The 17,735-nt window shown below is 69.9% G+C and carries 16 protein-coding genes; 9 read left to right on the plus strand and 7 right to left on the minus strand.

The features are described 5' to 3' along the window. The first annotated feature begins 270 nt into the window (after positions 1-270). Positions 271-564 carry a hypothetical protein gene (locus tag AB0G47_RS09815; protein ID WP_360766591.1) on the plus strand — a complete coding sequence of 98 codons (294 nt, stop codon included), beginning with the start codon at positions 271-273 and terminating at the stop codon, positions 562-564. Between the two features lie 48 nt (positions 565-612). Here AB0G47_RS09815 and AB0G47_RS09820 read toward each other — a convergent pair whose 3' ends face one another. Next, positions 613-1,218 carry an RDD family protein gene (locus AB0G47_RS09820; RefSeq protein ID WP_360766213.1) on the minus strand — a complete coding sequence of 202 codons (606 nt, stop codon included), beginning with the start codon at positions 1,216-1,218 and terminating at the stop codon, positions 613-615. A 323-nt stretch (positions 1,219-1,541) separates the two neighbouring features. Continuing rightward, positions 1,542-3,080: an RDD family protein gene (locus AB0G47_RS09825; RefSeq protein WP_360766216.1), complete on the minus strand. Its 1,539-nt coding sequence runs from the start codon at positions 3,078-3,080 to the stop codon at positions 1,542-1,544. Positions 3,081-3,334: 254 nt separating this feature from the next. Here AB0G47_RS09825 and AB0G47_RS09830 point away from each other — a divergent pair, with 254 nt between their 5' ends. After that, positions 3,335-3,808 carry an SsgA family sporulation/cell division regulator gene (locus AB0G47_RS09830; protein ID WP_360766218.1) on the plus strand — a complete coding sequence of 158 codons (474 nt, stop codon included), beginning with the start codon at positions 3,335-3,337 and terminating at the stop codon, positions 3,806-3,808. Positions 3,809-3,854: 46 nt separating this feature from the next. Here AB0G47_RS09830 and AB0G47_RS09835 read toward each other — a convergent pair whose 3' ends face one another. After that, positions 3,855-5,225: an FAD-linked oxidase C-terminal domain-containing protein gene (locus AB0G47_RS09835; RefSeq protein ID WP_360766220.1), complete on the minus strand. Its 1,371-nt coding sequence runs from the start codon at positions 5,223-5,225 to the stop codon at positions 3,855-3,857. Between the two features lie 98 nt (positions 5,226-5,323). Here AB0G47_RS09835 and AB0G47_RS09840 point away from each other — a divergent pair, with 98 nt between their 5' ends. Further along, on the plus strand, positions 5,324-6,823 hold the full coding sequence (locus AB0G47_RS09840; RefSeq protein WP_360766223.1) for a tetratricopeptide repeat protein: 1,500 nt from the start codon (positions 5,324-5,326) through the stop codon (positions 6,821-6,823). Positions 6,824-7,420: 597 nt separating this feature from the next. Here the strand turns inward: AB0G47_RS09840 and hppD are convergent. Further along, positions 7,421-8,590, minus strand: coding sequence for a 4-hydroxyphenylpyruvate dioxygenase (hppD, locus tag AB0G47_RS09845; RefSeq protein ID WP_360766225.1), 1,170 nt, complete (start codon positions 8,588-8,590; stop codon positions 7,421-7,423). 134 nt (positions 8,591-8,724) lie between these two features. Here hppD and AB0G47_RS09850 point away from each other — a divergent pair, with 134 nt between their 5' ends. From AB0G47_RS09850 to AB0G47_RS09875, 6 genes are all read left to right on the plus strand, one after another. Continuing rightward, positions 8,725-9,195, plus strand: coding sequence for an Lrp/AsnC family transcriptional regulator (locus AB0G47_RS09850; protein ID WP_266869774.1), 471 nt, complete (start codon positions 8,725-8,727; stop codon positions 9,193-9,195). 103 nt (positions 9,196-9,298) lie between these two features. Further along, positions 9,299-9,946: an ABC transporter permease gene (locus AB0G47_RS09855; protein ID WP_360766595.1), complete on the plus strand. Its 648-nt coding sequence runs from the start codon at positions 9,299-9,301 to the stop codon at positions 9,944-9,946. Continuing rightward, positions 9,939-11,210 carry a betaine/proline/choline family ABC transporter ATP-binding protein gene (locus tag AB0G47_RS09860; RefSeq protein WP_360766228.1) on the plus strand — a complete coding sequence of 424 codons (1,272 nt, stop codon included), beginning with the start codon at positions 9,939-9,941 and terminating at the stop codon, positions 11,208-11,210. Before AB0G47_RS09855 ends, AB0G47_RS09860 begins: the two co-directional genes overlap by 8 nt. 65 nt (positions 11,211-11,275) lie before the next feature. Then, positions 11,276-12,145 carry an ABC transporter permease gene (locus AB0G47_RS09865; RefSeq protein ID WP_360766598.1) on the plus strand — a complete coding sequence of 290 codons (870 nt, stop codon included), beginning with the start codon at positions 11,276-11,278 and terminating at the stop codon, positions 12,143-12,145. Beyond that, positions 12,142-13,110 (plus strand): glycine betaine ABC transporter substrate-binding protein, encoded by a 969-nt coding sequence (locus AB0G47_RS09870; protein WP_360766230.1) that lies wholly within the window; start codon positions 12,142-12,144, stop codon positions 13,108-13,110. The genes AB0G47_RS09865 and AB0G47_RS09870 overlap by 4 nt, the downstream gene beginning before the upstream one ends. Positions 13,111-13,201: 91 nt before the next feature. After that, on the plus strand, positions 13,202-13,792 hold the full coding sequence (locus AB0G47_RS09875) for a helix-turn-helix domain-containing protein (protein ID WP_360766231.1): 591 nt from the start codon (positions 13,202-13,204) through the stop codon (positions 13,790-13,792). A gap of 152 nt (positions 13,793-13,944) precedes the next feature. Here the strand turns inward: AB0G47_RS09875 and AB0G47_RS09880 are convergent, their stop codons facing one another. The 3 genes from AB0G47_RS09880 to AB0G47_RS09890 all read right to left on the minus strand — a co-directional run bounded on the left by AB0G47_RS09880 (position 13,945) and on the right by AB0G47_RS09890 (position 17,652). Beyond that, positions 13,945-14,751, minus strand: coding sequence for a S16 family serine protease (locus AB0G47_RS09880; protein WP_360766234.1), 807 nt, complete (start codon positions 14,749-14,751; stop codon positions 13,945-13,947). 135 nt (positions 14,752-14,886) lie between these two features. Next, positions 14,887-15,528 (minus strand): helix-turn-helix domain-containing protein, encoded by a 642-nt coding sequence (locus tag AB0G47_RS09885; protein ID WP_135330836.1) that lies wholly within the window; start codon positions 15,526-15,528, stop codon positions 14,887-14,889. A gap of 321 nt (positions 15,529-15,849) precedes the next feature. Next, positions 15,850-17,652 (minus strand): DEAD/DEAH box helicase, encoded by a 1,803-nt coding sequence (locus AB0G47_RS09890; RefSeq protein ID WP_360766237.1) that lies wholly within the window; start codon positions 17,650-17,652, stop codon positions 15,850-15,852. Between the last annotated feature and the right edge of the window lie 83 nt (positions 17,653-17,735).

The following is a 17,735-nucleotide window of genomic DNA, read 5'->3' on the forward strand; positions in this document are numbered from 1 at the left end:
GACGCCATGAACCCGTGCGCCCCCTGTGCTGCCGCACCGTGGGTTAGGTCACGCTTACCGCCCGTTCCCGTCGGGCATGCAGCGGATTAGAGTCAATCGACGGTGTGCCACAGCGTGCGACGGCACTTCTCAAGTCGCCGTCGCCGGGCACCCTTTGATTCGTGTACAGCACTTCGGATCCACGGTTATACAGCACAACTCATACGGTTCGACACCCCTCCGCATCCGCTGTTTCCGAGGACGGATTACGCCATGCCTCGTCCCATGCCGCTGCCTCGTCCCACACCCGCCCAGCTGACGTACGGAACGGTGACCGTCGTCTTCTCGACGCTCGCCATGCTGCTGCTCTCCCAGACGAGTTCGGGGATCGGGGTGGCGGTCATAGTCTTCGCCGCGCTCGGTCTCGGGTTAATGGTCGCCATGACCGTTCCCCGGCCGAAGCCGGCCGCTCCGGCCGCGCGGGTCGCTTCCGTCGCACGCACCGCCGAGGAGCGCGTGCCGGTTCAGCGGGCCGCCGCCGCGCCTGTGCTCGCCGAGTCCGTACGCGAACCAGCGGGCCCGTGAGGATCACGAGCCCGCTGTTGTCACCGAGGCAGCCGCCGCCGCGTCCCGCTAAGTGGTGCTGACCACCACCGTCTTGGCCGCCTTGTCGTGCAGGCCCTGCTTGTAGGGCTTGTCGAAGAAACTCCAGCCGCCGCAGATGGCCGTCCAGATGCAGGCACAGCAGAACGCGAACGGGATCCAGAGGACGGCCGCGCGGGCGAGCGCGGCCTGCAGGGCGGGCGTCGCCCCGTCGTTGAGGTTCGCCACCCGCATCCCCAGCCACTTCTTGCCGAGGGTCTGGCCCGTCTTGGCGATCAGATAGGTGTCGTACGCGATGTAGAGCACGGCGGCGAGCAGGGACTGGCCGAAGCTCTTGCCGTACTCGACCTTGTCCGGGTCGACGTCGAACTCGTTGGTGTTGAAGAGCCAGGAGAGCAGCCAGACGACCACGCCGACGAGGATCATGTCGATGATGCGGGCGAGGACGCGTTTCCCGCTGTCGGCCAGGGGTGGCATCCCGGCGAGGGGATCCTGCGCGCCGTACCCGCCGCCGCTCCCGTAGGGATCACCGCCGCCTCCTCCGCCGTACGGCGGTGTGGTCGGCGGGGGCTGCTTCCGGAAGGGGTCGTTGTCGTCGTCGGGGGGCGGCGGGTACGGCGGCGGTTCGGTACTCATGGGGCGAGTGGACCCTGAGGGCGCGATGTCCGCATCCGGCGAGCGGCTGTACGGGTTAAGGGGGGCCGCTCAAGACCGCCGCTCCGCGGCGGATCTTTCCCTCCCGCCCACCCGATTGCCCGGCAGCGGCCCCGGTTTACCCACGCGTCGTCGTCGGCTGCGCCGCCGTACCGCCGCTTCGCGGCGAAAGCTTTCCCGCCCACCCACCCGATTGCCCGGCAGTTGCCCGCCCACCCTTTCAGCCCGTCCGGCGATTGAGGACGAACTCGGCGGAGCCGCAAATGTCACAGCCGGGAAGGGGCGGGGTTGGGGAAAGGGAAACGCTAGCCCGCCACGAACGTGCCCGCTGCCTTGTCGTGCCAGCACTGGCGCCACGGGCGGTCGAAGAGGCCCCACAGGACGCCCACGAGTCCGATCACCAGCACGCCCGGCACCGCATACACCAGCCACCGCTTCAACGCCGCCCCGAACGACGGCGCCTCGTGCTCGCCCATGTCCCGCACCTCGAGCCCCAGCACCTTCTTCCCCAGCGTCCGACCCCACTTGGCGGTCGGCAGCGCTTCGTAGAGGACGCCGAAGACGAGCAGGACCGCCAGGACCATGCCCAGGTAGCCCGCGGTGGTGCCGTCCAGGAGCCACACCGTGACCTTCTCGCCGGACATCTTCGCCGCGTCGATCTTGCTGTCGACGTGATCGGCGGCCTTCGTGCCGAGCGGCAGCGCGGCCGCACCGGTGACCACGGCGAGCACGACCGTGTCGATGAGCCGCGCCGCGAACCGCTTGCCCATGCCCGCCGGCCGCGCCGCCGCCTGGGCCTGCGCCGCCGCGAGGAACGGATCGTTGGCGACCGGCTTCCACGGCGCCACCGGCGGCTGCGCCCGGCCGTCGGACTCGGCGAGCTGGTGGACCTGCTGGGCCCACGAGGGCGAACCGCCGCCCGGCCCCGAGGTCACCGGCGACGGCACGCCGCCGTGCGCACCGCCCTGCTGCGGAACGGAAGGCTGCGCGGGCGCCTGGGCAGGGGCCGGTGCGGGCGAGGCCGCGGCCTGCGGAGGAACAGCGGCCTGCGGCGCGCCGCCGGAGGACTTCGGGCGCAGGGCCCTGATCGCCATGGTGCCTTCGGTACCGGCCGAGGGCTGCTCGTTCGCCGCGGCGGGCCGCAACGGCCCACTGGGCCTGCGGAACGTGACGGTGCCGTCGGTCGCCGGCGGCGGCTGCTTGGCGGGCGTACCCGATGCACCCGATGCACCGGACGTACCCGGCTTGATTGCGCGGATCTGCACCGTGCCGGGCCCCTCCTCCCCCGCAGAGGGAGAGGCGGAGGGGGACGGAGAAGGAGAAGGAGAAGAAGGAGAGGGAGATGGGGGCTCCGGCTGGGCCGCCGGGCGTTCGCTCGGTACGCGCGGGTCCCGCGGATCGCCCTGCCCCGCCGCACCCCACGACACCCGCCGGTCCTGCTCGCCGCCGAGTCCCGTCTGCTGCCCCGCGTCCGCCTGCCACGCCGACGCGGGCTCGGGCCTCGCCCCGTGCTGAGCGTCGGCGGCAGCGGAGGCCGCAGCTGAGGTGGCGCCGCCCGTCGCCTCCTGCATCGGCTCCTCGTCGAAGAAGACCGGACCGGTCTCCTCCGCGGCGGGCGCCGCGGGCTCAGCGGGCTCAGCAGGCGGCAGCGATGCCGCGGGAGCCGCCGCCGCACCCGCGCCGGGCGGTGCGGACAGCGTTTCGCCTTCGGACGGGGCGGGACGGCTCGTACCGGGCACCCAGGCCGCGCCGTTCCAGTACCGGACATATCCGGGAATGGACGGATCGGGGTAGTAGCCTTCGCGGGGCCTGTCGTCGCCTGGGGCCGGAGTTGGGGCGCTCATGTCCGTCGTCCCGTATCTGCTCGGGGGTCTTTTTGAGGCTCCACATCTATCAGACCTCCGCCGCCGGCTGTGCGGGTCCTGCTCTTCCGGCCCCCATCGGGGCACAGTTCAGCGGTGCCGAGGACACTCCGCGAACCCTCCGCGCACCTCCGCGAAAAAACTTTCCGGAAGTCGCGTAATGCTCCGGCCACCTCGCGCTCTCTCCTTGCACGGGTCCGCTCCCAGGGCCCCGAACAAGGAAGGAACGCACCGACATGCACACCGTGGTGGAACGCGAGCTTGAGCTCAAACTCGTCCTCTCTCCGGAACGCGCCATCCCCGTCCCGGCCCGCCTCACCTACCGCACCGACGATCCGTACGCCGTCCACATCGCCTTCCACATCGGCTCCGAGCACCCGGTGAACTGGACGTTCGCCCGCGAGCTCCTCGTCGAGGGAGTGTTCAGGCCCTGCGGCCACGGCGACGTCCGGGTCTGGCCGACCAAGGTCGAGGGGCGCAGTGTCGTCCTGATGGCGCTGAGTTCACCCGACGGTGACGCGCTCCTGGAGGCGCCCGCGGCCGCCGTCTCCGCCTGGCTCGAGCGCACGCTGCGGGTGGTCCCTCCGGGCTCTGAGGCCGAGCGGCTCGGCATCGACGACGGCCTCGCCGAGCTGCTCACGCCGACCCCGGCCGACGACCTCTGGCTGCGCGACCCGTGGCCGAGCGACGAGTCCAAGGACGGTGAGTGAGCTCCGCAGCCATGGGGGCGACAGCGGAGCCAGAGCTTTCGAAACCTCAGAAGAGCTTGCCCGGGTTGAGGAGGGACAGCGGATCGAAGGCCGACTTGATGGCACGCTGCATCTCCACGCCCACCGGGCCGACCTCGCGTGCCAGCCACTCCTTCTTCAGGACGCCCACGCCGTGCTCGCCGGTGATCGTGCCGCCGAGTCCCAGGCCGAGGGCCATGATCTCGTCGAAGGACTCGCGGGCGCGGCGGCCCTCGTCGAGGTCTGCCGCGTCGAAGCAGACGGTGGGGTGGGTGTTGCCGTCGCCGGCGTGCGCGCAGACCCCGATCGTGAGGCTGTACTTATCGGCGATGCGGTCGACGCCGGCGAGCATGTCCGCGAGCTTCGAGCGCGGCACGCACACGTCGTCGATCATCGTCGTGCCCTTGACGGCTTCCAGCGCGGTGAGCGACAACCGCCGCGCCTGTAGCAGCAGTTCGGACTCGGCGGCGTCCTCGGCGGGGACCACCTGGGTGGCGCCCGCGGCCTCGCAGAGCGCGCCGACGGCGGCGAGGTCGGCCGCCGGGTCCGGAGTGTCGAAGGCGGCGAGGAGCAGCGCCTCGGTGGTCTCGGGCAGGCCCATGTTGGCCAGCGCGTTCACGGCCCTGATGGTCGTACGGTCCATCAGCTCGAGGAGCGAGGGGACGTGCCCCCCTTCCATGATCTTGCATACGGCGTCGCAGGCGGCATCGGCCGAGCCGAACTCGGCGGCCAGAACCAGCTGTTGGGGCGGCTGCGGCTTCAGGGCGAGGACCGCGCGGACGACGATGCCGAGGCTTCCCTCGGAGCCGACGAAGAGGCGCGTGAGGTCGTAGCCCGCGACGCCCTTGGCCGTACGCCGCCCGGTGCTCATGAGCCGTCCGTCGGCAAGGACGACGTCGAGGCCGAGCACGTACTCCGCCGTCACTCCGTACTTCACACAGCACAGGCCGCCCGAGGCCGTGCCGATGTTCCCGCCGATGGTGCAGGTCTCCCAACTCGACGGGTCCGGCGGGTAGTAGAGCCCGTGTTCGTTGACTGCGCGGGAGAGGTCGGCGTTGACGACGCCCGGTTCGACGACCGCGATGCGGTCGACGGGGCTGATCTCCAGGATGCGGTCCATCTTGACCAGGGACAGCACGATGCAGCCGTCGCTGGCGTTCGCGCCGCCGGACAGGCCCGTGCGGGCGCCCTGCGGGACCACCGGGATGCGGAGCTCGGTCGCCGTGCGCATGACGTGCTGGACCTGCTCGACGGTGCGGGGCAGGACGACGACCGAGGGGGTGCCGGCGTCGCAGAAGCTCGCCATGTCGTTCGCGTACGAGGACGTGATGTCCGGGTCCGTGAGGACGGCGTCGGCGGGGAGGCCCTCGTGAAGGAGTTCGATGAGTGTGCGGCTCATGATCACAGCCTCGCACCCGGGGCCATCGGTGTGAACCCGTGTGCGACGCCGGTCCGCGTGCCGGGATGTGCTCTTCGTATTGACGCACAGTGTGCGTCATGAAGCCTTCGGTGAAGCGCGTACTGATCGCCTCCGTCGCCGGGTGTGCGGTGCTCGGCGGCGTACTCGTGGTGCTGCCCGACGGCGGCGGGAAGGCGGCGCCGCCCGCGCTGGGGCCCGCCGGACGGGCGATGGCCGCGGCGGGTGCCGGGGTGCCGGCCTCGCTGCCGGACCTCGCGGTGCTCATCGGGGAGCGGGAGGCGCATCTGCGGGCGCATCCCGCCGACGACCACTCGTGGGCGGTGCTCGGGGCCGCCTACGTCGAGCGGGGGCGGCGGACCGCGGACACCGCGTACTACCCCAAGGCCGAGCAGGCGTTGCGTACGTCGCTGAAGGCGCGGCCCGCCGGGAACGTGGAGGCGCTGACGGGGCTCGCGGCGCTGGCGAACGCGCGGCACGACTTCCGTGGGGCGCGGAAGTGGGGCGAGAGCGCGGTCAAGGCGTCGCCGAAGCGGTGGACGACGTACCCCGTCCTGATCGACGCGTACAGCGGCCTGGGCAAGGCGAAGGCGGTGGGCAAGGCGCTGGAGACCCTCCAGGAGCTGCGCTCGGGCAGCCCGGTGATGGTGCGGGCCGGGCAGGTGTACCGGGACCGCGGCTGGCGCGAGGACGCGGCGGCGACGCTGGCGGACGCGGCGGCGCTGGCGGAAGGGCCCGCGGAGAAGGCCCTGTGCCTGCACCGGGTGGGCGAGCTGGCGTGGGAGCGGGGTGAGCCGGCGGAGGCCCTGCGCTACTACGAGGCGGCGCTCACCGCGGACCCGGACCACCACCCTTCCCTGGCGGGCAAGGGCCGCGCGCTCGCGGCCCTCGGCCGTACGCCGGAGGCTCTGAACGCGTACCGAAGCGCCCTGACCCGTCAGCCCGCACCTGAATACGCCCTGGCCCTTGGCGAGTTGTACGAGTCGCTCCGCCTGACTCCGGCGGCGCGCGCGCAGTACGAGGTACTGAGGGCCCGGATTGAGCAGGAGGGGGTCAACGGCGTCAACGACGAGCGGATCCTGGGCCTGTTCGAGGCGGACCACGGTGATCCGGAGGAGGCGGTTCGGCGGCTTCGGGCGGAGTTCAAGCGGCATCCGAGCCCGGAGGTGGCGGACGCGCTGGGCTGGGCGCTGCATCGTTCCGGCGATTCCGAACTGGCCCTGAAGTACGCCACGAAGGCAACGGACAAGGGCCCGCGCAGTGCGGCCTTCGCCTACCACCGGGGCGAGATCGAGCGGGAGCTGGGCAGGTACGGCGCGGCTCGCCGCCACATCACCGAGGCCCTCCGCATCAACCCGCACTTCTCCCCACTGCTGACCCCCGCGGCCCAATCGGCCCTGAAATCCCTGGGCGACCCCCCGGAGGGCGGCCCGCCCCAGATGTACGCCCCTGCCCCAAGGCAGGCGGCACCGCCCGCACCGCCCGCACGGGCCACGCCCCAGCCCACCGCCCCATCCCCGAAGCCATCCCGGTCCCCGTCCCCGTCCTCCTCCCGGAAGCCTTCTCCCCTCCAGAGCTGACGCGCGCCGGAGCCGGGGGGCCTTGAGCTGACGCCCGCCTGGCCGACGGGCCTTGAGCTGATGCCCGCCGGGGCCGAGGAGCCTTGAGAGCTGACGCCCGCCTGGCCGACGGGTCCTTCGCCTGCAGGTCCGCACCTACCTGGCCCGCCGCTTCGCGGCGGATTCTTTCCCGCCCACCCACCCGATTCCCCGCAGTGGACGGCGAGGGTGCAGGGGGTGGGTGGGCAGCTACGGGGCAAACGGGCGGGTGGGCGGGAAGTCCCGCGCGAAGCGCCGGATCAGGTAAACGGTCGGCTGGCAGACAAACGGGCCACTGCCACAACGCCGGGCAATCGGGCGGGCGGGTGGGAAATCCCGCGCGAAGCGCCGGGACCACGGGCACGCCGCGAGCCGCCGCCGGCACGGGCAGGAGCAGGCACGCTGCCGGCCGGCAGACACACCCCCGGGCAAGCGGGTGGGCGGGAGATCCCGCCGGGGCCAAGGGGACCCCGCGAGCCACCGCCGGCACGGGCGGGAGCACGCCCGCCCACCGGCCAACGGGAAGCGCGGCGGCGGGCCCGGGCCCCGCTCGCCGCGCCCGGAGGGCGATCCGTACCGCTACAGATTGCCCCGCTTCTCCTGCTCCCGCTCGATCGCCTCGAACAGTGCCTTGAAGTTGCCCTTGCCGAAGCCCATCGAGCCGTGGCGTTCGATCATCTCGAAGAAGACCGTCGGGCGGTCCTGGACCGGCTTGGTGAAGATCTGCAACAAGTAGCCGTCCTCGTCGCGGTCGACGAGAATCTTCAGCTCGCGGAGGGTTTCCACGGGGACGCGGGTCTCGCCCGCCCACTCGCCGAGGGTGTCGTAGTAGGAGTCCGGGGTGTCCAGGAACTTGACGCCCGCCGCGCGCATCGTGCGGACGGACTCCACGATGTCGTTCGTGGCGAGCGCGATGTGCTGGACGCCCGCGCCGCCGTAGAACTCCAGGTACTCGTCGATCTGGGACTTCTTCTTCGCGATGGCGGGCTCATTGATGGGGAACTTCACCTTCAGGGTGCCGTCCGCCACCACCTTCGACATCAGCGCGCTGTACTCCGTCGCGATGTCGTCGCCCACGAACTCCTTCATGTTCGTGAAGCCCATGACCTTGTTGTAGAAGGCGACCCACTCGTTCATCTTGCCGAGCTCGACGTTGCCGACGCAGTGGTCGATCGCCTGGAAGGTCCGCTTGGCCGGCGGCTCGACGATCGGCGAGGCGGGCGAGAAGCCGGGCAGGTAGGGGCCGTCGTAGCCGGTGCGCTCCACCAGCGTGTGGCGGGTCTTGCCGTACGTCGCAATGGCGGCGAGCACCACCGTGCCGTTCTCGTCCTTGAGCTCGTACGGCTCGGTGATCCCGCGCGCCCCGTGCTCGACGGCGTACGCGTACGCCGCCCGCGCGTCCGGCACCTCGATGGCGAGGTCGACGACGCCGTCGCCGTGCTCGGCGACATGGCTCTCCAGGAAGTGGCCCCAGTCCGTCGACGCCTTGATGACGGAGGTGAGGACGAACCGGGCGGCGCCGTTGGTCAGGACGTAGGAGGCGGTCTCGCGGCTGCCCGTCTCCGGGCCGGAGTACGCCACGAGTTTCATGCCGAAGGCCGTCGAGTAGTAGTGGGCCGCCTGCTTGGCGTTGCCCACGGCGAAGACGACCGCGTCCATTCCCTTGACCGGGAAGGGGTCTGCCTCGCGCGCGGTGTTGGGGGTGCCAGAGGTGGCCGACGTGGGCTGGGTGTTCGCGGTAGCTGCCATATCCGCAGGCTCCCGCCGTATCGCAAGGTGCGCAATAGTTCGCGTTTTTGCTGGGCAATCTGACCAGTGACGGGTCAGTATGGCGGGGCTATCTGTACATGATGACCACCACCGCAGGGGAGACAGAGGCGACCATGGCGATCGATCATCTGGACGGCAGGCTCATCGTGCTGCTCGCCCGCGAGCCCCGTATCGGCGTCCTCGAGGCGTCCCGGCGGCTCGGCGTCGCGCGCGGCACCGTACAGGCCCGGATGGACCGCCTTCAGTCGAACGGAGTCATCCGCGGCTTCGGCCCGGACGTCGATCCGGCGGCCCTCGGCTACCCCGTCACGGCCTTCGCCACGCTGGAGATCAAACAGGGTCAGGGGGCAGATGTACGGGCGCATTTGGCGACCGTCGCCGAGGTGCTCGAACTGCACACCATCACCGGTCACGGCGACATGCTCTGCCGTCTCGTCGCCCGGTCGAACGCGGATCTCCAACGTGTGATCGACCGGGTGGTGGGTTTTGATGGCATCGTCCGGGCTTCCACGGCGATCGTCATGGAGAACCCTGTTCCGCTGCGGATCATCCCGCTGGTCGAACAGGCGTCAGGTGATGCCTGACGCGGGTAGGTAGGGATCGAACAGCGAGCGTCGTACGCAGCACGCGGGCGTCGGGAGCCTCCCGGTGCCGTCTGAACCGCGCCTGGGTGAGGTGAGCAGTTCAGTGAACTTCTGGGACTACCTCGGCAACCGCCACCAGCAGTTGCTGACGGACGCGTACCAACACGCGAGCGCGGTATTCCAGTGCATGGTCGTGGCGACCGTCATCGGCGTACTGATCGGCATCGTCACGTACCGCAGCGAGTGGGCGGGCAATCTGGCCACGACCGCCACCTCCGCCCTTCTGACCGTCCCGTCGCTCGCCATGATCGGTCTGCTGATCCCGATCGTCGGGCTCGGTGTCGCGCCCACCGTCATCGCGCTGACCCTGTACGGGCTGCTTCCGATCGTGCGCAACTCCATCGTCGGCCTGCGCGGCGTCGACCCCTCCCTGGTCGATGCCGCGAAGGGCATCGGGATGTCGCGGATCACCCGCCTGGTGCGGGTGGAACTGCCGATCGCCTGGCCGCCGATCCTCACCGGCATCCGGGTGTCGACGCAGATGCTGATGGGCATCGCCGCCATCGCCGCGTACGCGTCGGGCCCCGGCCTCGGCAACGAGATCTTCCGCGGCATCGGCTCGCTGGGCAGCAAGAACGCGCTCAACCAGGTGCTCGCGGGCACGCTCGGGATCATCATCCTGGCCCTGCTCTTCGACGCCGCGTACGTCCTGATCGGCCGGCTGACGATCCCGAGGGGTATCCGTGTCTGAGACCACCGCGACCGCCGAGGACACCGCGGCCCCGGCCGCCACGACCGGCGCGACGATCGATCTTGAGAACCTCACCAAGCGCTATCCGGGCAGCAGCGACCCCGCAGTGGACAGCGTGAGCATGGAGATCAAGGCGGGCGAGATCGTCATCTTCGTCGGCCCGTCGGGCTGCGGTAAGTCGACCACGCTGAAGATGATCAACCGGCTCATCGAGCCGACCAGCGGCCGTATCCGCATCGGCGGCGAGGACGTCACCGACATGGACCCGGTGAAACTGCGCCGCAAGATCGGCTACGCGATCCAGGCGTCCGGGCTCTTTCCGCACATGACGGTGGCTCAGAACATCGCGCTCGTACCGAAGATGATCGGCTGGGGGAAGTCGCGGATCAAGGACCGGATCGAGGAGATGCTCGACCTGGTCGGGCTCGACCCCGTCGAGTTCCACAACCGCTATCCGCGCCAGCTCTCCGGCGGTCAGCAGCAACGCGTGGGGGTGGCAAGGGCGTTGGCGGCCGATCCGCCGGTGCTGCTGATGGACGAGCCGTTCGGCGCGGTCGACCCGATCACCCGCGACCACCTCCAGGACGAGCTGATCCGGCTCCAGCACGAGCTGCACAAGACGATCGTCTTCGTCACCCATGACTTCGACGAGGCGATCAAGCTGGGCGACCGCATCGCGGTGCTTCGGGAGCGCTCGCACATCGCGCAGTTCGACACTCCGGAGGCCATCCTCACCAACCCCGCCGACGACTTCGTGTCGGGTTTCGTCGGCGCGGGCGCGGCTCTGAAGCGGCTCAACCTCACCCGCGTACGCGATGTGGAGATCGCGGACTTCGCGACGGTGACCGTCGACGACCCGCTCCAGGAGATCTTCGACAAGCTGCGGTCCAGCGGCACGAACGAACTGCTGCTGCTCGACAAGCGCCGCCGCCCCTACAAGTGGCTGCGGCGCGGCGACCTGATGCGCGCCAAGGGCTCGCTGGCCCGCGCGGGCACCCTCGTGCACGACACCGTCACCCGTGACGCCACCCTGCGCGACGCGCTCGAAGCGGTGCTCACGGACAACGCGGGGCGGGTCGCGGTCACCGGGCGGCGCGGCGAGTACACCGGTGTGGTGGACATGGAGACCCTGATGAACTCCGTGCACGAAATGCTGGAGGCCGACCGGCTCGACGCCGTGGAGCACCAGCACGAACTGGAGGAACAGCGCGCCCTGTTGACCCACCACGAGCAGGAGGGCGACGGAGGGGCGGCGAAGGCGTGAGCGGCATCCCCGGGAGCAACCCCCGGATCCCCGAGCACAAGCCGTCCCCCGGCAACGGCAACGGCATCGGCAACGGCAACGGCAACGGCGCCGACGACGACCGGCCCGAGGGCGAGCACGACGTCAAGGGTCACCCGTTCCGCGACTCCGGCGAGGGCGAGCCGGAGCCGGGGCCCCCGGCGGACACGGGCAAGGAGCGGCGGATCGGCTGGCTGAAGCTCACCTTCCTGCCCTCGGTGCTCGCGGTGATCCTGCTCCTCACCTGGTGGTGGTTCGAGCAGGCCGAGCTCGACTCGATCGCCACGAACGCCCTGGCGGACGGCAATGTCTGGCTCAGACTCCGCCAGCACATCCAACTGACGGCGATCTCCACCTTCTTCGTGCTGATCATCGCGATCCCGCTGGGCATCCTGCTGACCCGCAAGAAGCTGCGCAAGGCGGCGCCCGTCGCCATGGCCGTCGCCAACGTCGGCCAGGCGACCCCGGCGATCGGTCTCCTGGCCCTGCTCGTGATCTGGATCGGCATCGGCGAGAAGGCGGCCCTGATCGGCATCATCATCTACGCCGTGCTTCCGGTCCTGTCCAACACGATCGCGGGCCTGAACGCCAATGACCCGACCTTGATGGAGGCCGCGCGCGGCATCGGCATGTCGGCGTGGGGGGTCCTCGGCAAGGTCGAACTCCCGCTGGCCGTACCGCTGATCCTCGCGGGTGTGCGCACCGCGCTGGTCCTGAACGTCGGCACGGCGACACTCGCCACGTTCGGCGGTGGCGGCGGTCTCGGCGACCTGATCACCACCGGCATCACCACGCAGCGGATGCCGGTGCTCATGCTCGGCTCGATCCTGACGATCGCGCTCGCGCTCCTTGTGGACTGGCTGGCCTCCCTGGCCGAACTGGTGCTTCGTCCGCGCGGGCTGGAGGCGGGGTCATGAGGGTTACGTTGCGTACGGCGGCGGTCGGCGCCCTTGGCGTGGCCCTGCTCGTGAGCTGCGGGCTCACCAGCGGCAGCCCCATGGTGGACGACGTCAAGCCGGGCACGATCGGCGAGGGGCTTCCCCTGAAGGGCGCCGATCTGACCGTCACCTCCAAGGAGTTCACGGAGCAGCTGATCCTCGGCGCGATCATGGGCATCGCCTTCGAGGCGGCCGGTGCGGATGTCCTCGACCGGACGGGCATCCAGGGCTCGATCGGTGCCCGGGAGGCCGTCAAGAACGGTGACGCGGACGGCATGTACGAGTACACGGGCACCGCTTGGATCACGTACCAGGGCAACTCCGAGCCGATCGACGACCCACAGCAGCAGTGGCAGGCGGTGCGCGACGCGGACCTGAAGAACGGCATCACCTGGCTGGCGCCGTCCACGCTGAACAACACCTACGCCCTGGCCATGAACCAGAAGAACAGGGCCAAGTACAAGACGAAGACCCTGTCCGACGTGGCCGACCTCGCCAAGTCGGACCCGAAGGCGGTCACGCTGTGCGTGGAGAGCGAGTTCGCCTCGCGCGAGGACGGTCTGCCGGGCATGCAGAAGGCGTACGGGATGAGCATCCCGAACTCCAGCATCACCAAGATGGACACCGGGATCATCTACACCCAGGCCGCCAAGGGGACGTGCACGTACGGCGAGGTCTTCACCACCGACGGCCGCATCAAGGCGATGAACCTGACGCCGATGGAGGACGACAGGCACTTCTTCCCCAACTACAACGCGGCTCCGGAGATCAACAGCAAGGCGCTGAAGGAGCACCCCGAGATGGCGGAGGTCCTGGCCCCCATCACGAAGAGGCTGAACAACACGGTGGCGCAGGACCTGAACTCCAAGGTGGATGTGGACGGGCAGGATCCGCATGAGGTGGCCAAGGACTGGCTGATCGAGGAGGGGTTCATCAAGGAGTAGTCCCAACTCCTGGGATCATCAAGGGAGTTGCAAAGACTTCGTTGCAGAGAAACCGTTGCAACGGAGTCTTTGCATGTCTACGCTCACCGATATGACGGAGCACCCCGAGGGCCGGAAGGTCCGTACGCTCGACGCCCGCTCCCTGCGGGGCATCGCGCACCCCTTGCGGATGCGGCTGCTCGGCTCGTTGCGCATCGACGGCCCGGCCACCGCGTCCCAACTCGCCGCCAGATTCGGGGAGTCGAGCGGCGCGACCAGCTATCACCTGCGCCAGCTCGCGGCACACGGCTTCGTCGAGGACGCCCCCGAGCACGGCAAGGGGCGTGAGCGGTGGTGGCGGGCGGCGCACGAAACCACCGTGTTCAACGACAGGCTCGCCCGCGACGCGGACCCGGTGGTGCGCGGGGCGGCGGCGCTCTACATGCAGCACGTCGCGGCCTTTCACGCCGAGGGACTTGCCACCTGGGTCGGCACGAGCCATGAGTGGCCCGAGGAGTGGCAGTCCAGCGCGGACATCAGTGACCACACCCTGCGACTCACCCCGGCGCTGGCGAGCGAGCTGGACGCGAAGGTCCATCAACTGATCGAGAGCTACCGCGAATCGGCCCCCGCCGATGACGACCCGGAGGCCGAACTCGTACGCATCCACACCCACGTCTTCCCGACGCGACGACCCGACTGAGAGGGCTCCGCAAGCGATGCACGCAGACATCCATCTCCTGATGCACCACGCCCGCGCCGCCGAACTCCACAGAGCGGCACCCTTACGGAAGTCCCGACCCCAACTGCGTACTCAACTCGGCTGGCGGATGGTCGAGTTGGGCCTCTGGCTCGTCAACAGCTCGGAACTTTCCCGCCCTTATCAAGGGCCCGCAGGGACTCGATCGTGCCCTCAAGCGTCGTGACCGGAATCAGCTGAAGCCCCTTCGGCTTCTCCGCCTCCGCGTCCGCGCACTCGGCCTTCGGGACCAGGAAGACGGTGGCGCCGTCGCGCCTCGCGGCCTGTGTCTTCATGGAGACACCGCCGACCGGGCCGACCTTGCCGTCGGCGGAGATCGTGCCGGTGCCCGCGATGTCGCGGCCACCGGTGAGGTCGCCGCCGCTGCCGTTGCCGTCGATGAGGTCGATGATGCCGAGGGAGAGGAAGAGGCCCGCGCTGGGGCCGCCGATCTTGCCGAGGTCGACGTCGACCTTCACCTTGTCCGTGCCGTCCACGCCGCTCTCGTCGAGATAGGCGAGCGCGGCCCGCGTGGCGGTGTCCTGCGACTTCTTCATGTCGCCGAGGTTGTGCTTCTCGACTTCCTTCACGTCGTCGCCGGTGGGGTAGACCGAGTCCTTGGGCATCACGGACCGGTCCGTACGGAACCAGCCGTCCACCACGTCGCCGAGGCTGACGTCGGTCTCGGGGCCCGTGGCGACGATCGTCGTCATCCGCAGCTGCCCCTTGGGCTCCCGGGTGGGGGCGCCGGTGATCGTGATGACCCGCTTGCCCTCGCTCTCCCCGAGTACGTTCGCCGTCGACCCCGGCTGGGCCACGGCGAACGGCAGCGGCGCCAGGCCCGCGACGGCGAGCAGGGCGACCACGGGGACGGCGCAGACGCCGAGGGCCTTGGGGCGCGAGAGGCTGGAGAGGGAGAACACGGGATCAATCTAACGTGACGATCCAGGTGCCCAATATTTGAGCCTGTCGAGGGAGTCCCCCTGCTCTTTAAGAGCTTGGGGGAGGCTGAGGACGAACTCGGCGAAGCCGGTGATCGACGGTTCGCCCGCGCGGCCTCAGCGCAAGGCATCCGCCACTTCCCTGGCCGCGTCCACCACCCGCGGCCCCACCCGCTCCGGCACGGAGTCCGCCAGCATGACGACGCCGACGCTCCCCTCTATGCCGGTCACACCCACCAGCGGGGCGGCAGCCCCGCTCGCGCCGGCTTCGAGCTCGCCATGGGTCAGCGCATAGCCCGGATCGGTGCCCGACCCCTGCCGGGCGGCGAGGATGGCCCGCCCCGCGGCCCCGCGGTCGAGGGGGTGCCGGAAGCCCGTCCGGTAGGCCACGTGGTAATCCGTCCAGGTCGGCTCGACCACGGCGACGGCGAGGGCCTCCGTGCCGTCCACCAGCGTCAGGTGCGCGGTGGCACCTATGTCCTCGGCGAGCGAGCGCAACGCGGGCAGCGCGGCCTCCCGCACCAGCGGATGCACCTGGCGGCCCAGCCTGAGCACCCCGAGGCCCACCCTGGCCCGGCCGCCCAGGTCCCTGCGGACCAGCGCGTGCTGCTCCAGGGTGGCGAGCAGCCGGTACACCACGGTGCGGTTCACACCGAGCTTGTTGGACAGCTCGGTGACGGTGAGTCCATGATCGGTATCGGCCAACAACTTGAGGACACGCAGTCCTCGGTCGAGCGTCTGGGAAGTCTCCGCGGTCACGACGCCCACTCCTTAGGTGAGAGTCGACGGCCCCTTTACGCGGCGGTTGCGTCGCCGGTCCCGTGGGCGACGCGCGTCAGAGGCCGCCGGTCGGAACTCCGGCTGCGCTCCGCGGCGGCGCTGCCACGGGGCGTTTACGTTGCGGGGACAGTAGCGAGGCCGTCCCGCTCAGCGGAAGACTCCGTCCAGAATCCGGGCACCGCGATGGGAGCTGCGCCCCTCATTGCCCCATTACGCGGAGCGCGGGCAGTGTGGTGTGCACCACCTCTCCACATGGAACACACCCTTCCGTGGCGGGCCTGCGCAAGGACCTCAGCGAGCTCAGCGCATCCGCGTAGCCCACTCCCCGACCTTCGCGATGCGCTGCCGCAGCTGTCCCGCCGTCGCTTCCGCGCTCGGCGGGCCGCCGCAGGTGCGGCGGAGCTCCGTGTGGATCACGCCGTGCGGCTTGCCGCTCTGATGGACGTACGCGCCGACCATCGTGTTCAGCTGCTTGCGCAGTTCGAGCAGCTCCTTGTGGGAGACCACGGGCCGCCGCTCGGCCGGGAGTTCAAGAAGATCCGCTTCCTCGTCCGGCCGCTTCTTGCTGTGCGCGATCTGCCGGGCCTGCCGCTTCTGGAGCAGCATCTGCACCTGGTCGGGTTCGAGCAGGCCGGGGATGCCGAGATAGTCCTGCTCCTCCTCGCTCCCGGGGTGGGCCTGCATGCCGAATTCGGCGCCGTCGAAAAGCACCCGGTCGAAGACGGCGTCGGACTCGAGCGCCTCGAAGGAGAACTGCTCCTGCTCCCCCGTGTCCTCGTCCTGCTCCTTGTTCGCCTCGTCCATCTCCTTCTCGGACTCGGCGTAGGGGTCCTCTTCCCCCTCCTTCTTCGGCTTGTCGAGCGCATGGTCGCGCTCGACCTCCATCTCGTTGGCGAAGCCGAGCAGGTCGGGGACGGTGGGCAGGAAGACGGACGCCGTCTCGCCGCGCCGCCGTGAGCGCACGAAACGCCCCACGGCCTGCGCGAAGAAGAGCGGAGTGGAGATCGTGGTGGCATACACACCCACCGCGAGACGCGGGACGTCGACGCCTTCGGACACCATCCGGACCGCAACCATCCAGCGGTCGTTCCCGTCGCTGAAGTCGTCGATCCGCTTCGAGGCGCCCGTGTCGTCGGAGAGGACGACCGTCGCCTTCGTCCCGGTGATCTCCCGGATCAGCTTGGCGTAGGACCGCGCGGAGTCCTGGTCGGACGCGATCACGAGCCCGCCCGCGTCCGGGATGGCCTTCCTGACCTCGGTGAGCCGCTGGTCGGCGGCCTTGAGCACGTTCGGCATCCACTCACCGCGCGCGTCGAGGGCCGTCCGCCAGGCCTGCGAGATCGCGTCCTTGGTCATCGGCTCGCCGAGCCGCGCGGCGATTTCGTCTCCCGCCTTCGTCCGCCACCGCATGTTGCCGGAGTAGGAGAGGAAGATGACGGGTCGCACGACCCCGTCGCCGAGGGCACTCCCGTATCCGTACGTGTAATCGGCGGAGGACCGCCGGATGCCGTCGTTCCCTTCCTCGTACGTGACGAAGGGGATCGGGTTGGTGTCGGACCTGAACGGAGTACCGGTCAGCGCCAGGCGCCGCGTGGCGGGCTCGAACGCCTCAAGGCAGGCCTCGCCCCAGGATTTGCTGTCCCCCGCGTGGTGGATCTCGTCGAGGATGACGAGGGTCTTGCGCTGCTCGGCGCGGTTGCGGTGCAGCATGGGCCGCACGCCCACACCCGCGTACGTGACCGCGACGCCGTGGTACTCCTTGCTCAGCGGGCCCGCGCTGTACTCCGGGTCCAGCTTGATGCCGATACGGGCCGCGGCCTCCGCCCACTGCTTCTTCAGGTGCTCGGTCGGCGCGACCACGGTGACCTGCTGCACGACATGGTGGTGAAGCAGCCAGGACGCGAGCGTCAGCGCGAAGGTCGTCTTGCCGGCGCCGGGCGTCGCGACGGCGAGGAAGTCACGCGGCTGCTCCTGCAGATACCGCTCCATCGCACCCTGCTGCCAGGCACGCAGCTTGTTGGCCGTGCCCCACGGGGCCCGGCCGGGGAAGGCGGGAGAGAGGTGGTGGGAGGCGGCGGACGAGGAGGCGGCGGTGGTAGTCACGGTCTCCGTTTTTGACGATCGGGTACGTACGACAACCGGGCCACCTTACCGGTGATGTGTTGACGCGAGGCCGACGACAATGC

It is taken from the genome of Streptomyces sp. NPDC021622 (assembly GCF_040640795.1).
GTDB lineage: Bacteria > Actinomycetota > Actinomycetes > Streptomycetales > Streptomycetaceae > Streptomyces.

Bases quoted from the DNA above. Each gene is read 5' to 3' on its own strand.
- AB0G47_RS09870 (WP_360766230.1), top strand. From the start codon at position 12,142: ATGAGGGTTACGTTGCGTACGGCGGCGGTCGGCGCCCTTGGCGTGGCC.
- AB0G47_RS09835 (WP_360766220.1), bottom strand. From the start codon at position 5,225: ATGAGCCGCACACTCATCGAACTCCTTCACGAGGGCCTCCCCGCCGAC.
- hppD (WP_360766225.1), bottom strand. From the start codon at position 8,590: ATGGCAGCTACCGCGAACACCCAGCCCACGTCGGCCACCTCTGGCACC.
- AB0G47_RS09820 (WP_360766213.1), bottom strand. From the start codon at position 1,218: ATGAGTACCGAACCGCCGCCGTACCCGCCGCCCCCCGACGACGACAAC.
- AB0G47_RS09840 (WP_360766223.1), top strand. From the start codon at position 5,324: ATGAAGCCTTCGGTGAAGCGCGTACTGATCGCCTCCGTCGCCGGGTGT.
- AB0G47_RS09850 (WP_266869774.1), top strand. From the start codon at position 8,725: ATGGCGATCGATCATCTGGACGGCAGGCTCATCGTGCTGCTCGCCCGC.
- AB0G47_RS09875 (WP_360766231.1), top strand. From the start codon at position 13,202: ATGACGGAGCACCCCGAGGGCCGGAAGGTCCGTACGCTCGACGCCCGC.
- AB0G47_RS09825 (WP_360766216.1), bottom strand. From the start codon at position 3,080: ATGAGCGCCCCAACTCCGGCCCCAGGCGACGACAGGCCCCGCGAAGGC.
- AB0G47_RS09830 (WP_360766218.1), top strand. From the start codon at position 3,335: ATGCACACCGTGGTGGAACGCGAGCTTGAGCTCAAACTCGTCCTCTCT.